This window comes from Colwellia sp. Bg11-12 (assembly GCF_014076955.1).
Classification (GTDB): Bacteria; Pseudomonadota; Gammaproteobacteria; order Enterobacterales; family Alteromonadaceae; genus Colwellia_A.
In genome coordinates this window covers 173,460-187,930 of the sequence record NZ_JACGUZ010000078.1, presented here as the reverse complement: position 1 = coordinate 187,930, position 14,471 = coordinate 173,460, and the positions used below count along the sequence as shown (strand labels likewise).

Sequence of the window (14,471 nt, the reverse complement as noted above, 5' to 3'; positions counted from 1 at the left end):
CTTACTTGGCATTCGTTAACTTTGTTATTGAAGATGTGAGGTCTACCACTACCGAATTCAAGCGTAGCTGCTGCTCAAAAGTAGAATTAAATTTTTGTTCACCCAAATGAAGTAGATTATTAGCTTGTTGGCTATCATAGGTGCCTGCGGTCAACAAACTTGCAAACGCCTGTTGCCAATCACTATTTTCGAGTTTATGGACATCCTGTAAAAACAAAAATTTTAACAGGTTATTAAAGCTCAAGTTAACATCTTTATTTCTCAATAAGGCAGGGAATTCGCGAACCTGGACACTATATTTTGTCAAAACACTGGCGACAATGCCTATTTTTTTCAAAGCATCCGTCTGCTGTTCAACAAAATCGACGTGCTTGTTATCTAGCGATATTTTTATCGGTAATAATAAGGGTTGGCTGACAAAGTTGTGTTGCCACCTGTTTTGAACGTCAAGCAATTTAAGCGCTTGTTCTAGTTTATTTAACGCTAATAAACGCAGTTCATTATTAAGTGTGATCACAGCATATTGTTCGTCAACGACATCGCCCAGTACTAAGGTTTGGTTGTCATTAATGGCTTGTGGTCTTTCTTGAGTATTGTCTTTGTCAGACAAAGGTGTCATTAATGTTTGATAAGCTTGAGCCGCACTTCTACTGACTTTGTTATTGCTTTGTGTATAAGAGGATTGATTATTTTGAGGGCGATGTTCATAAGATTGAGCATGTACATCAGTCACTTTAGTCAATGGCTTAATATAGTCACGCTCTACTTGGTGAACGCTTTCGTGTTGATTGGCTTGTGGGTAATTTACCCCGCTCATTTCAGGCTGAATGTGTGAAAGAGTGGCAGATTGATTACCTTGAACAGGCACCTCAGCCACATTTGCATTTTCACTTAACGCGTCATGACAAACCGAGTAGATGAAATCATGTATATAACGGCCTTGATGAAAACGTACTTCATGCTTTGCCGGATGCACATTAACATCAACTTCACGCACATCAAGCACCAGAAAAAGTACAAAAGCGGGATAAGTATCCGCTGGCAGCATATTACTGTAAGCTTGGCGAATCGCGTGATTAATCAACTTATCTCGCATCATGCGACCATTAACATAGCTAAAACATAAGTCATTTTGGCTGCGCGCGAAGCTTGGTAGCCCTACCCAACCCGACAATTGCAAATCACCATGATGACAATCAACTTCAAGTGAATGTTCAATAAACTTTTGACCACAAATTTGTGCTACGCGCTTCGCATATAAGCTTTTATTATTAACCGCTTTGAAATGTTTTATCACTTTTTGGTTATGCGACAAAATAAAGCTCACATCAAACCGTGCCAAAGCGATACGCTTAATGACTTCTTCAATATGAGAAAATTCTGTTTTCTCGGTTCGCAGAAATTTTCGCCTAGCTGGCGTATTGAAAAACAAATCAACGACATCAATAGTTGTACCATTGGGATGTGCGGCTGGTTGCAATGCCACCGCCATATCTCGGCCTTCAGCAATTGCTTGCCACGCTGATTCTTGCTCAGCAGGCTTTGAGGTCAACGTTAAACGAGCAACAGAGCTAATACTTGCCAGTGCCTCACCACGAAAACCTAGACTGCATATACCTTCTAAGTCATTTAAATCTTTAATTTTACTGGTTGCATGGCGACTTAGCGCTAAGGTGAGTTCATTTTTAACAATGCCCGCGCCATTATCGCTAATACGAATACGTTTAGCGCCACCTTTTTCAATATCTATTTTAATGGTCGTTGCGCCAGCATCTAAACTGTTTTCAACTAATTCTTTCACCACTGATGAAGGGCGCTCTACGACTTCACCCGCGGCAATTTGGTTAGCAAGACGAGCTGGAAGGATTTCTATGGTCATAAAATTTGATCTATTAACTATTTTATAATGAAATTAATCGGCACGAGGTATTCTTAATGTTTGACCTATGCGTACGGTATTAGACGTTAGATTGTTTGCGAGTTTTAATTGTCTTACTGAAACGCTATAACGCTGCGCCAACACAGACAAAGATTCACCACGAGTAATTTTGTGCTGACGTTCTTCAATAGAGGCATAAAAACTTCCCATCGGTGGTTGAGACAGAAAATGATTTTTAATGCCTTTAAAAATACCTTTAGCGAGTTTTCTTTGATGGGCACTAGAATTTAAATTTTGCTCTTCTCTGTGGTTAGAAATAAAGCCTGTTTCTACCAAAATTGAGGGGATATCAGAAGATTTTAACACACCAAAATTACCATTTTGTGGATATTTCTTATGCATCTTAGTGATTTTTTTTAATTGTTTAATTACGCTCGCTGCCATACTGATACTCACACCTTGTGAGTGCTCTTTATTCATGTCAGCTAAGGTTTTCGCCAAATTATCATCACGGGTATTTTTGATTACGCCCCCTCCACCACCTAATAACTCTGAGTTGTTAGATCGGTTACGCAACCATTTTGCCATTTCTGACTCTACACGTTTATGCGATACAATCCACACTGACGCACCACTTGGCTGTGGGGTTCTAAAAGCATCGGCATGAATGGACACTAAAAAGTCGACCTGGCTTTTTCTGGCTATTTCACTACGTCGCCCGACAGAGACATAATAATCTCCATCGCGAACCATTACCGCTTTCATCCCTTTTTCATTATTGATATAAGTCGCAAGTTTTTTTGCAATCGCTAGCGTAACGCGTTTTTCATAAGTCCCCTTCCCACCCACCGAGCCTGGGTCTTCGCCGCCATGTCCGGCATCAATGGCTATGATGATATCGCGTTGATTATTTTGTGGCGTATGCGCACGCTGGGTGATTTTTTCCTGATCGAATAAATCAATCACTAAACGATTGCCGTATTGTCCTGCGGGGGCAAGGGGGAAAACAGCTAGAGAATAATTGTCAGCTAATTCTAATACTAAGCGTGTTGTTCCTTTAGTAGGAGACTTGCTGGTACGAATACGTGTAATACGCTTGTCTTTTTTAAGAAGATTCTTAAACGAAACGTGATTTTTACTATTTTTAAAATCAATGACTAACCGTTGAGGTTTTTTTAAACTGAAATACTTATAGTCAGGTACTCCACTTAAATCAAAAACAATACGTGTATTCTCAGGTGCAGGCCAAACACGAACGCCGTCAATACTATTACCGTAGGCAGAAGAAAAACCGCTAAAGAGTAATAAAATAGCTAAAAATAACGATCGAATATTCATTTACTGCTTTCCCTTCCTTTTGCTTATTTCAAACTACATTAAGCCAGTGAGCTCAGCACAAGCTGACCCAGCGTGGTTTTTGCTTGGAAATTAATAGTTCTTTGTTCATCACTATACGCTAAGTCGATACGTAAATCAGGCGCCTTAATCATACCTTGCCCCTTTTCCGGCCACTCTATAAAGCAGCAGCAATTCTGCGCAAAGTAATCTCGAATGCCCATATACTCTAATTCTTCAGGGTCAGACAATCGATATAAGTCAAAATGGTATACTAACCAATTATTCAGTTCGTAAGGTTCAACTAAAGTGTAAGTTGGGCTTTTAACGTGACCAATATGCCCCATACCTTGTACAAAACCTCGTGTTAACGTCGTTTTTCCTGCACCTAAATCACCGTATAAATAAACAACAATACCTTGTTTAAGTTTTTTTTGTACAATATCAGCCAGTTTTTTACCCATGGCTATGGTTGCGGATTCATCAGGTAATAAGTAGTGTTTGTTTGTAAGTATTTCTTTCATTAGTATATTCTAAAGTTTCTTATTAATAAGTTGCGGGATAATAGGCAATAAGTCGCTTGCTAGCATACCAATTTTACCATGCTTTTGTGCAATAAAATCGCCGGCTTTCCCATGAATATAAACAGCCAGAGCAGTAAGTTGTGCATAATTGATGGTCTTTTGCTTTTTGCTCCAACCTTTAACCATATTTTTTTGCATAACGACCGCTGCAATCATACCTGACAAGACATCCCCCATACCACCACTAGCCATACCTGAATTTCCTGTTGTATTTATCCAAGCATGTTGTCCATCACTGATTAAGCTCCCTGAGCCTTTTAATACACAAACACAGTTATATTGTCGGGCAATTTTTTTCACTGCACTAAAACGGTCTCTTTCTATGTCTGCTACTGTACAATCTAATAATGCAGCCGCTTCACCAGGATGTGGCGTTAATATCCAATCATTATTTTTAAGGTACTCTCCCAATAGACCTTGATAATAATCGCTTGCCAATAAACGCAAGCCATCCGCATCAATGACACAAGGTTTATGTTGAGCTAAAACCAAATTAAATAACGCCATACCCCAGTTATTTTGACCTAACCCCGGGCCAAGCACATAGATTTTAGCGTTAATAAATGCATCATTAGTTGATAATTTTTCAGCACAAGTCGGTGCTAACATCAATTCAGGCCGCCCATTAAATACGAATGCTTGGTTGGCTTGATGACAACAAACACTGACCAATGCTGCGCCACTTCGTAAAGCAGCCTCTGCAGATAACCTAATGGCCCCCGCAAAACCTTTCTCGCCACCAATCGCCATACATAAGCCAATATTTCCTTTATGGCTGCTGGCCACACGTGTTGGCAGATACTGAAATACCGACTCACCTAACACGGAAGCTTCATTAGAGATTTGTGCTGAAAACTCGCAACCCAGATCTAAATCAGCAAAATATAACTGACCAACGTGATTCATTGCTTGCCCTGTTAACAAGCCACTTTTAAGCGCAATAAAAGTGACTGTACTCTGCGCAACAACCGCTGAACTTTCCACATAGCCAGTTGTTGCACAAAGTCCAGACGGAACATCAACACTGACCACTGGCGCTAAATGCTGATTAATAGCTTTAACCAAAGTAACGATGCATGGCGGCAAACTTCCTTTAAAACCAATACCAAAAATTGCATCAACGATTAGGGCGCCTTGAAAATTCACCACCGTTTCATCATTGCAGTTTTGCTGTTCAAATAAAACCAGTGCATCTTTAGCTTTATTAATCACTGTGTAGTGTTGGTAAGCAGTTAAAGCATTACCTGAGAGTTCCTGTGGGGGGACGGTAAGTAAAACAGTTACTTGAAAGCCTTCCTGTGCAGCTAAACTCGCCAAAACAAAACCGTCACCACCATTATTTCCTTTACCGCAAATCACTAAAATTTTCGGCTTTAAAAGATACTCGTTTTCTAGGTTAGACTTTAATAAATAGGTTTGTTGTATATGTTGAAAAGTAACCTCACCTGCACTTTTCATTAATGAATACATTTCAATTTTTTGCTTTTTTGCAACTTTTTCTTCATTGTTCAACACTTGCTTCGCGGAAAAAGCCGCTTGTGGTAAACTTGCTGCTAAGATTTTTACATTCATTATTTTTATCCAACTTTCGGTTAATTTTCCTGCGACAACAATGTAACTATGACAACATCTACGATCAACTATCAAGAATTAGCCGAAAAAATCAAGCTTTGGGGTCAAGAATTAGGCTTTTCCCAGGTAGGTTTCAGCGATATTGACTTATCAAGCCATGAAAAAGCATTAACCCAGTGGTTAGAAAACAACTACCATGGTGAAATGGACTACATGAAAAAGCATGGTTTAATGCGAGCACGCGCTCAAGAGCTTGTTGAGGGCACAACACGAGTAATTAGTGTACGCATGGACTATTTACCTACCGATGCTAAATTTGCTCGTACCCTTAAAAAGAAAGATCATGCCTATATTAGCCGTTATGCTTTAGGCCGAGACTATCACAAATTAATCCGTAAACGGCTCAAACAACTTGGTGATAAAATTAGTGAATATTGTGAAACGTTTAATTTTCGTCCATTCGTTGACTCTGCCCCTATTTTAGAAAGGCCGTTAGCAGAAAAAGCCGGGTTAGGCTGGGTAGGCAAGCACTCACTCTTGATCAACAAAAATGCGGGTTCATGGTTTTTTCTTGGCGAACTTTTAGTTGATATCCCCTTACCGACCAGTGATAAAACAGCTAATGAATGTGGTAGTTGCGTCTCTTGTATTAAAATTTGTCCAACACAGGCGATAGTGGCCCCTTACGTCGTTGATGCCCGTCGTTGTATCTCTTATTTAACCATTGAATTACGGGATGCGATCCCTGAAGAATTTAGACCCCTAATTGGTAATAGAATTTACGGTTGTGATGATTGTCAGCTTATTTGTCCATGGAATAAATTTGCGAACTTGACAGATGAAGGTGATTTTTCGCCACGTCAAAGCCTTGATAATATTGAATTGCTGACTGTCTTTAGCTGGGATGAACAAACGTTTCTCAGTAAAACCGAAGGCTCACCGATCCGCCGTATTGGTTTTAATAGCTGGCAACGAAATATTGCCGTTGCACTGGGTAATGCTCCGTATAACGAAGCAAATATTCAAGCACTACAGCATAATTTAGTTAGCGCGGAGTCTATGGTCGCAGAGCATATTACTTGGGCACTGAACCAACAAGAAAGTAAGCGTATAGCAATAGAACAGCAAAATAACACACACGTAAAAAATCAACGGTTAACTGAACGATTGATTCGCAGTGTTGAAAAAGGTTTGCCTAGAGATGCTTAGCCGGCTCAGCGCTTTTCCACTTTATTTTTAGCTTCTCAATAGCGTCTAAACCACTGCCATTAACTTTTGCAGACAAGAGCAATTCAATCGCTTCATCACCCAACTTTTCATGGCCAGCGTCAAATTCATTACTTTGCTTTATCATGATTAATATCTTTAATAGGCTCATGGTAAGTTTTACATTGTTAGGCGTTAATCTCAGTGCTTGTTCAATCGCGTCAAGTGCTGGCTGCATACGTTTTTTCTCAAAATGTTCCACCGCCATACTGTTCAACTGTTTTGGGGTAAAATTAATTTCAGCACGTTCAATACTTTCTTGTTCGATATATTTATTGATCACTTGGCTCGTCAGTGAATCGCCAGAAATTTGGTTACGAATTGCATCTAACATTTTTACCGCTTCTTCACGCATACCCAGCTCATGAAATACTTTTACTTTGTCGAGGTTGTCTTCAATTTGTGGAGACGCTTTCAAATTAACATGGTTTTCAATGAGCTTAGTCGCTTTATCTGAGTGTTCACGAACGTTATATAAACGTGCCTTTACTACCAGTAACTGCTGTTTAAACTCATTTGCATTGTCGTAGTCATTTTCGAGTTGTTCAATGTATTTGTCAGTTTGTTGCAACACTCTAGTAGAGCGTTCGTCGGTAATAGCCGACGCTAAATCAATACCCGCACGAATCACATTTAAAATGAGCTCAGGGGAGTCATGAATAGAGTTTTTTGCTTGTTGAGCAATATTACGCGTCGCAATATATTGCCCTTCGTGATCATGATTAAGGCGTGCTAAATCCCATGCTTTTTTATTACGTTCAATATTTCTTGGTGACAATGCCGTCGCTTTTTTAATTTCGTCGTAGGCTAAGCTATATTGTTCACGTTCAATATAATATTGGGCGAGCAAATCATGAACGCCAAAGCGTGTTTCTGGTTTCTTTGTTAGTGTGTCAAGTAGGTCATTAATTTCTTCAATGCGCCCTTGCTTGAGTAAGGATCTGACATAGCCCAAATATACCCACGCATATTTATAGGTTTTCATCAATTCTTGAAAAAAAGATTCTGCGGTTTTAAACTCCTGCAAACTCAAATATGCTTCACCTTTCATACGAAGTATATTGGGATGATATTTTTTCAAACTTTCATCAAGCAAATGTCGTTCGGCAAAGTAAATCACGTTAGAAAAGTTCTTCGTATCCGTAGCACGGTACATATTAAAGAGTTGTTTTTTAGTTTGCAGTGTATGTATCAGGCGTTCTTGAACCTTTTTAGCAGCTAACGGTTTTACCCAAAAATCATCAGGCTGTAATTCGACAATTGAATTAACCAGCGTTTCACTGGTTTCTGCACTCAAGAATATCAATACGGTGGTTTTATTAACGTACCCTTTAAACTTTAACTCTTCGAGTAAATGAAAGCCGTCTTTATCACTTTTTACATTGAACGAACAAATAATCACATGGAAGTGAGTGCTTTCACAAAGCCTTAAACCGTAATAAGCAGTTTCAGCACACTTTACGTGCTGAATACCTAGGTCATATAAAGCACATTTTAAGGTGTCATGAACCAATAAGTTATCATCTATTAATAAGACTTTAAGTTGAGAAAAATCATCTAGCTCATTTTTTTCTGTAATTTCCATTTAACATTTACCTTTAGAGCATTTTTCTTGCGCAGCAACTCGCCTGTGTTCACACGTCTTAATCACGTTATTTTTCTCGTGATTTTCATAGCTTTTCCATGCCAAAATTTCATTAATATGTCGAAAACAGCCAAGGCAAACATCATCGGTATTCAAACAACAGTTTCTCGTACAAGGACTGGCTACGTTAGTGTTTTTATCTGCTTCAAAAGTCACTTTATATTGCCTCAGCAAACTGACTTAACAGCCGTTTCTGATGATTCAATTGTCCGAACAACACCATAACCTGCTGATGTTCATGTGTTTTATCTTGATTAAGTTCAAGCAGTAATGGTTTACACGCATCAAGCAAACTTTGAGCGGCTAATATCGCACTTGTTTTCATTAAATTATGGATCAAGCTTATACCTAATGGATAATTTTGCTCATCAAGGGCTGACGATAATTGTCTGACCACATCATCAATATCAGCAATGTAATCATCAAGCATCACGATTGCCAGTTCTGCAGAACCTTGGATTTTTGCATATTTTTCTAAATTAAGCGGCTCTGACTGATTAGTCTTCGATGCGGGAGTTAAATCTAACGCCGAGTGTACTTGGTCAATTTTTTTACTGGTTTGTCGCTTTTGAGCATCAATATTTCTACGCTTTTGGCTGTCGTTATTTTGCTTTTCTAATGGTGCATTAGAAATTACTTGAGTTTGCTTGGCCTTTAACCAAGGCTGTAAAAGTGTCACTAAAGCGTCAATATCATCAAGTGCGGGTACAACAGAGACACGCCACTTATCTGCTAATGATGGAATATTTTTTGTTGAAAAGCTATTTTTACTAAAAGTAAATATATCGCGGCGAACGCCTTTACCTGCAGCCATTGCAATAAAAGGTGATTGCTCAAACTCAGTAAATAATAATAAATATCGCCCAGAACTCCAAAATTTAGACATAGCCTTAGCTTGAGAAACGATTTTCACTTGTAATCCTAACCACTGTAAAATACGTATTAACGTTAGATGTTTAGTAGGAGCTTCTACAGCAAAAAGTACCTCAACCTGTGTCACTAAATACTGATGTTTGATAAACGTACTCGCATTAAGTTTACGATTACTCGCTTTTTCTGCCGTTAAAAAATCATAGATACTTTCTTGTAATGCCGATATTTGTAGTGGGTTAGCTACTTGTTCAAACAAGCCATGCCGTTCTAAAGGAGCATTTAAAGAGGGTTGTATAACGAAGAGTTTTGGCTGAATATTTGTTGCTAAACCCGATATATGTAGCTCGATTTTTTCAAACCACTTTATATAAAGATCGCTACCTAAAATAACCAGATCAACGTTGTTACTCATCAGCTTTGTTGTGCTTAAACGCGGAAAAATTAACGCGGGTTTTGATAAGTTTTCGATTAAACCATTAGCTGAAGCAAGCGCTTTATCGATAATGCCACAAATGTTGTTGTCACTTGAGAGTAATAAAACATTCGCTTGCTGCAAATCAATTTTATTTACTGATATTTCTTGAGCAATATCAGCAAAAGCAATCGGTAACGTAAATGAGAATTGGTAACCGTTTTCTTGTAATTGAACATTTTTGTCTGTGACATTTAAAGCATCAAAAAGTAGGTTCAAGTAAGTAAGGGTATCATTTGCTGTTATTTTTGCAGACTCCGAACTTTCAACCAATAATAGACGCTCTATTTCCTCAGGTACTTTTGCTATTGCCTTTGGGGTTGTGACAGAAAAATCAAAACGCACCATTTGCTGACCTTCATTTTTATCAATGACACGGGTACATATTTGTAAGGTAGCTTTAAATAAGTCAACAAGCAGTAATCGACAAATGCCATTTAAAAGTCGGTGGAATAAACGTATATCCAATTTCGCGTGCGTTAATAATTGTTCGTCCTGCTGATAGTAAATGTTATTACGCTGAAAGTGTGCATCGCTAATAATATTAAGTAGTGCCGCATCTATTTCGTTGTACAAGGCGACATCGCTCAATGTCATCGGTTGTAAAGCAGACGAAAACTGACTTCGAATTTCATTTTGTCGACACCAATCAAAGATGCGCGATAATTGTCGGTAAACCTGAAGTGAGGTAACGCCAGAGCCAATGGATACACTCTGGCTTTGCAACATAGTACGTACCACCATATTACTTAACTTTTCGTTATCGGTGTTATGTTTAGAGATTAACTGCAAACTTTCGTTATCACTGGCCTGTTCTAATTTCTTTATAAAACTTTTCAGATTTTTAATTTCTTCAACTTGTTGACTACTATTTTTATTAGCGATTTGTTGTTCTACAAGTTGTTGCTGAAATTCTTTTTCGCTATATATAGGATTGATCATTGTTTCTAGGGCTATTTGCATTTGTTCTGCAATTTGTTTATTTTCCATAGAATTCAAACAATCGGGGGTAAGTTTTTCATCTCCATTGTTAACCCTACTTTCAATAAATGTCATAAATAGCAGTACACTTTCTTGGCCATATTTTTTTATTTTTTTCTTGGTACTGAATATCATATTCACTAAAAATAAAAAAAGTAGCGCGATAAAACCAAGTATCACTAGCTGTAAATGTTGGTTGCTTAGAAAGATTCTTTGTTGGCTTAATAAGGTTGTTACCTTGGCAGGAAGCCAATCGATTAATAGCAACTTATTATTTAGTGAAAGAGACTGTTCGACTGAAAAGTCCAACACTAATTGCTGCAATTGTTGCTGCTGTTGTTTTATAAATTCGACATATAAACGCGATAACCGTAAATGGCTACGCCACTTTGCCACAGTATTCTGTTGTAAAAATAACAACTGTTCTAACGTTATTAATTGTTTTGTTAATAACGAAGTATTTTTACTGACCACATTTCCTGTCGGTAAATAAATAGTTAAAGCTTGCCTTAGCTCAGTACTTACATCGTCAAAATCAAGAATAGAATACTGAAGGTTTAATTGTTGAAAGGCTAACAATGCACGGATAATTGTTTGCTGTAATTGTTGTAATTGACTCAGTTCCGTTATTTGCGTTGCGTAGGCTTTAGCCCTAGTGGCAGTTACGTTGTCAGTAAATTTATCTGAATTAATCTGCTGAAGTAATAGGCTTTTTTGTCGCTGCTTTTGTTTAATATCAGCCGCTATCTGATCATTAATAAGCTGTAGTTGAATAATCGTATTTTGTTTTAGCTGATGGTTTCTATCATGATTTTCAGTCAATTTATCAACAACGCCAGCAAACTCTTTATGCCCTATATACATTAAATCTAGCTGAGATTTATTATTGTTTATCAATAATGAAATATTATTAATTTTTTGTTGGGCCTGTGCGTAGTCATACTTTAACTTATCGGCATGTGTACGTTGAGCTAAATTTTCTAGCGCCAAGTAAGTAAGTAATACTTGCTGTTGCTGTTGGTTTTGTTTCGTTAAAGAAGGCAGATCTTTCTCTGCTAATGTGGTAACTTGATTGTCGCGAAAGACTAAAAGTGCGGTTATCGCGGAGAATAAAAAAAAGGAAAGTAAAGCAATCCTAAAAAATCGTCCTGATAATTGCTGCGAAAAGTAACGAGAAGCGTCCATATTGTTCTATACCTTCAACGGTAAATTTAGAGAAAAATACAGTGTAGGGAATTATCACTAAGAATCAACGATTTTTAATGACTATCAACGCTTTCATTTTATAAAAACTTAACTTCTTTTGGTGACCCAGGCCCATTCCATTTCACAAACAATAGGCTGTTTTTGTGATTCATCGGTAATTTCTACACTGACCATTAAGCTACCCTTGTCGGCACTTTCTATCTGTTCAATGTCAGCTTCACTTAACACAGCCACCGCAGATAAACTTCCCTGCATTCGCCTTTCAAAGTTAATTGTCATGCTCTTTAGTAAAGGCACGCAACGATCAGGTACATTCATACCAAAAACAATACCCGTTGCTGATTCTGCCAATAATGCAGCAGCAATGGCGTGAATACCGCCAATATGATTTTGTACTTTCTTTTTATTTTCTAAAAACAATACCGCTTTCGTGTGCGAAACTGAAATAAGCTTTATCGATGAAGTACCAGCAAACTTTACCGTAGTACAAAAAATTTTAGTCAGTAAAAAAGAGCGTGTAAAACGCGGCATTTTATTAACTTTACTAATGATTTTTCCGAATTTATTCGCCATAAGTTATTCACATTCTGTGGATTTAAAAGTAGTGTCGCGCAAACTGGTCAGACCTGCAAGCTTTATTACTACGCTAAAAACTAAGTATTAACTACAAGATTAGAAAACAAAAAAGCGCCGTTAGCGCTTTATTTACATAGAGTTTCACAGCACTTTATAGTTTAAAAAAGTGCTCTTTATACACTTTCATTTCAGCAATTGACTCTAAAATATCATCAAGGGCTAAATGAGCACCCGTTTTTACCACTTTATCTAATACTTCAGGTTTCCAGCGACGCGCTAATTCTTTAACGGTACTGACATCTAAATTTCGATAATGAAAGTAATCTTCAAAATCAGGCATGTACTTATTGATAAAGCGCCTGTCTTGTCCAATGCTATTGCCACACATTGGTGATTTTCCTTTTGGTACATATTGCTCAACAAATTTTATTGTTGCCTGAGTAGCATCGGCTAAAGTACTTAAACTTTCACGGCAACGCGCGGTTAAACCTGATTCACCATGGTGTTCTATACACCACTGACTCATATTATCTAAGACTTCATCACTTTGATGAATCGCAAAGACTGGCCCTTGCGCTAAAATGTTTAAATGGCTGTCGGTGATAATACTGGCAATCTCTAAAATCACATCTGTATCAGGCTCTAATCCTGTCATCTCTAAATCTAACCAAATTAAATTTGTGTCGCTACATGTCATACCGCTTCCTTAATAATGCCAACTGTTTACTGAGACCAATTTCATCCATTGATCGCCCACATATGCAGGGTTAAATACGCTAAGGCAGCGTTGTTTTAATCTTCAACGTCTCGGCAGAAATCAATTGCGCGCCTTGCTTTGATTTATTTTCCCTATACATAATAAAATCACAAACGTAATAAAACTGATATTACTATTACAAGTATATTAGATGAATTGTGATTTAGTCAGTATAATACGTACAATGTACTGTGATTAAAACTTTTTGTCGCATTAGCCTTTTTTTAAACAAGAGTGAAACTCCATAATTAACATGATAAAACCGCATGTCTAAGATAAAAAAACTGACTAAAGGTCAGACAAGACGCATTAAAGATAATCAAGCGAAAAAACTGCGTAATAAACCTGAACAAGTGCAATGGCAAGACACTGAACTAGGTGAACCTGAAAACGGTACAATTCTCAGCCGTTTTGGTCAGCATGCTGATGTTGAGGCGGAAAATGGCGATTGCATTCGCTGTAATATTCGCCGTGGTGTTAAGTCTTTAGTCTGTGGCGATAAAGTGCTATGGCGTAGAGGTAAAGAAACTCAGCATAGTATTTCAGGCGTAATAGAAGCTGTACATGAGCGTACGTCGGTATTAAGCCGCCCTGATGTTTATGACGGTGTAAAACCTATTGCTGCCAACATTAGCCAAATACTCATCGTTTCTTCCGTATTACCTGCCTTTAATCCAGATATTATCGACCGATATTTAGTGGCCGCAGAACAAACAGGTATTACACCGGTTATCTTACTCAATAAAACCGATTTACTTGATGAGGCCACCAAAGCAGACATTGAGAAGCACCTTGATATTTATCGTGATATTGGTTATCAAGTAATCTATGTCAGTAATGAATCTCAACACGGTATAGAAGAACTCAAAAAACAACTCAGTGAACATACCAGTATTTTTGTTGGCCAGTCGGGTGTTGGTAAGTCAACACTTACTAACACGCTAATGCCTGAACTAGGTTTAATGACCAAAATAGTTTCTGAAAATTCGGGATTAGGCCAACACACCACAACAGTTGCTCGTTTGTATCATTTTAAACAAGGTGGCGATTTAATTGATTCACCTGGTATTCGAGAGTTTGGCCTTTGGCATTTAACTCCCGCAGAAGTTTATGGTGGTTTTATTGAGTTTGCAGATTACTTAGGAGGTTGCCGATTTAGAGATTGTAAGCATCAGCAAGACCCCGGTTGTGCATTAATTGCCGCAGGAGAAGAAATGAAAATACACCCTAAACGTTTAGCGAGTTTTCAACGAATATTAGCCAGTTTAGGCGATAATAAATTAACCTCCCGTTTTAATGACTAAATTAATATAGATAATATAAAG

At 37.9% G+C, this 14,471-nt stretch carries 11 protein-coding genes; 2 read left to right on the top strand and 9 right to left on the bottom strand.

Annotated features, from left to right (window positions below; genetic code table 11):
* Position 1: 1 nt before the first annotated feature.
* From mutL to H4J39_RS15635, 4 genes are read right to left on the bottom strand one after another with little or no spacing between them, the layout of a single operon-like run.
* On the bottom strand, positions 2-1,879 hold the full coding sequence (mutL, locus tag H4J39_RS15650; RefSeq protein WP_182229317.1) for a DNA mismatch repair endonuclease MutL: 1,878 nt from the start codon (positions 1,877-1,879) through the stop codon (positions 2-4).
* Positions 1,880-1,912: 33 nt separating this feature from the next.
* Positions 1,913-3,217, bottom strand: coding sequence for an N-acetylmuramoyl-L-alanine amidase (locus H4J39_RS15645; RefSeq protein WP_182224099.1), 1,305 nt, complete (start codon positions 3,215-3,217; stop codon positions 1,913-1,915).
* 38 nt (positions 3,218-3,255) lie between these two features.
* The gene (tsaE, locus tag H4J39_RS15640; protein WP_182180608.1) at positions 3,256-3,738 is read right to left on the bottom strand and encodes a tRNA (adenosine(37)-N6)-threonylcarbamoyltransferase complex ATPase subunit type 1 TsaE; all 483 of its coding nucleotides are present in this window, start codon (positions 3,736-3,738) and stop codon (positions 3,256-3,258) included.
* A 9-nt stretch (positions 3,739-3,747) separates the two neighbouring features.
* Positions 3,748-5,370: an NAD(P)H-hydrate dehydratase gene (locus H4J39_RS15635; RefSeq protein ID WP_182229316.1), complete on the bottom strand. Its 1,623-nt coding sequence runs from the start codon at positions 5,368-5,370 to the stop codon at positions 3,748-3,750.
* A gap of 48 nt (positions 5,371-5,418) precedes the next feature.
* Between H4J39_RS15635 and queG the strand changes: the two genes are divergently transcribed.
* A complete protein-coding gene (queG, locus tag H4J39_RS15630) occupies positions 5,419-6,579 on the top strand; it encodes a tRNA epoxyqueuosine(34) reductase QueG (RefSeq protein ID WP_182229315.1) in 1,161 nt (386 codons plus the stop codon).
* Here queG and H4J39_RS15625 read toward each other — a convergent pair.
* From H4J39_RS15625 to orn, 5 genes are all read right to left on the bottom strand, one after another.
* The gene (locus tag H4J39_RS15625; RefSeq protein WP_182229314.1) at positions 6,566-8,221 is read right to left on the bottom strand and encodes a response regulator; all 1,656 of its coding nucleotides are present in this window, start codon (positions 8,219-8,221) and stop codon (positions 6,566-6,568) included. The two genes, queG and H4J39_RS15625, sit on opposite strands and share 14 nt — an antisense overlap.
* Positions 8,222-8,437: a DUF1289 domain-containing protein gene (locus H4J39_RS15620; RefSeq protein WP_182229313.1), complete on the bottom strand. Its 216-nt coding sequence runs from the start codon at positions 8,435-8,437 to the stop codon at positions 8,222-8,224.
* A 1-nt stretch (position 8,438) separates the two neighbouring features.
* A complete protein-coding gene (locus H4J39_RS15615) occupies positions 8,439-11,792 on the bottom strand; it encodes a hypothetical protein (RefSeq protein ID WP_182229312.1) in 3,354 nt (1,117 codons plus the stop codon).
* A 108-nt stretch (positions 11,793-11,900) separates the two neighbouring features.
* Positions 11,901-12,386: a DUF4442 domain-containing protein gene (locus H4J39_RS15610; protein WP_182229311.1), complete on the bottom strand. Its 486-nt coding sequence runs from the start codon at positions 12,384-12,386 to the stop codon at positions 11,901-11,903.
* A gap of 154 nt (positions 12,387-12,540) precedes the next feature.
* Positions 12,541-13,086 (bottom strand): oligoribonuclease, encoded by a 546-nt coding sequence (gene orn / locus H4J39_RS15605; protein WP_182229310.1) that lies wholly within the window; start codon positions 13,084-13,086, stop codon positions 12,541-12,543.
* A 326-nt stretch (positions 13,087-13,412) separates the two neighbouring features.
* Between orn and rsgA the strand changes: the two genes are divergently transcribed.
* Complete coding sequence (rsgA, locus tag H4J39_RS15600; protein ID WP_182229309.1) at positions 13,413-14,450, top strand: small ribosomal subunit biogenesis GTPase RsgA; 1,038 nt, start codon at positions 13,413-13,415, stop codon at positions 14,448-14,450.
* Positions 14,451-14,471: the final 21 nt, after the last annotated feature.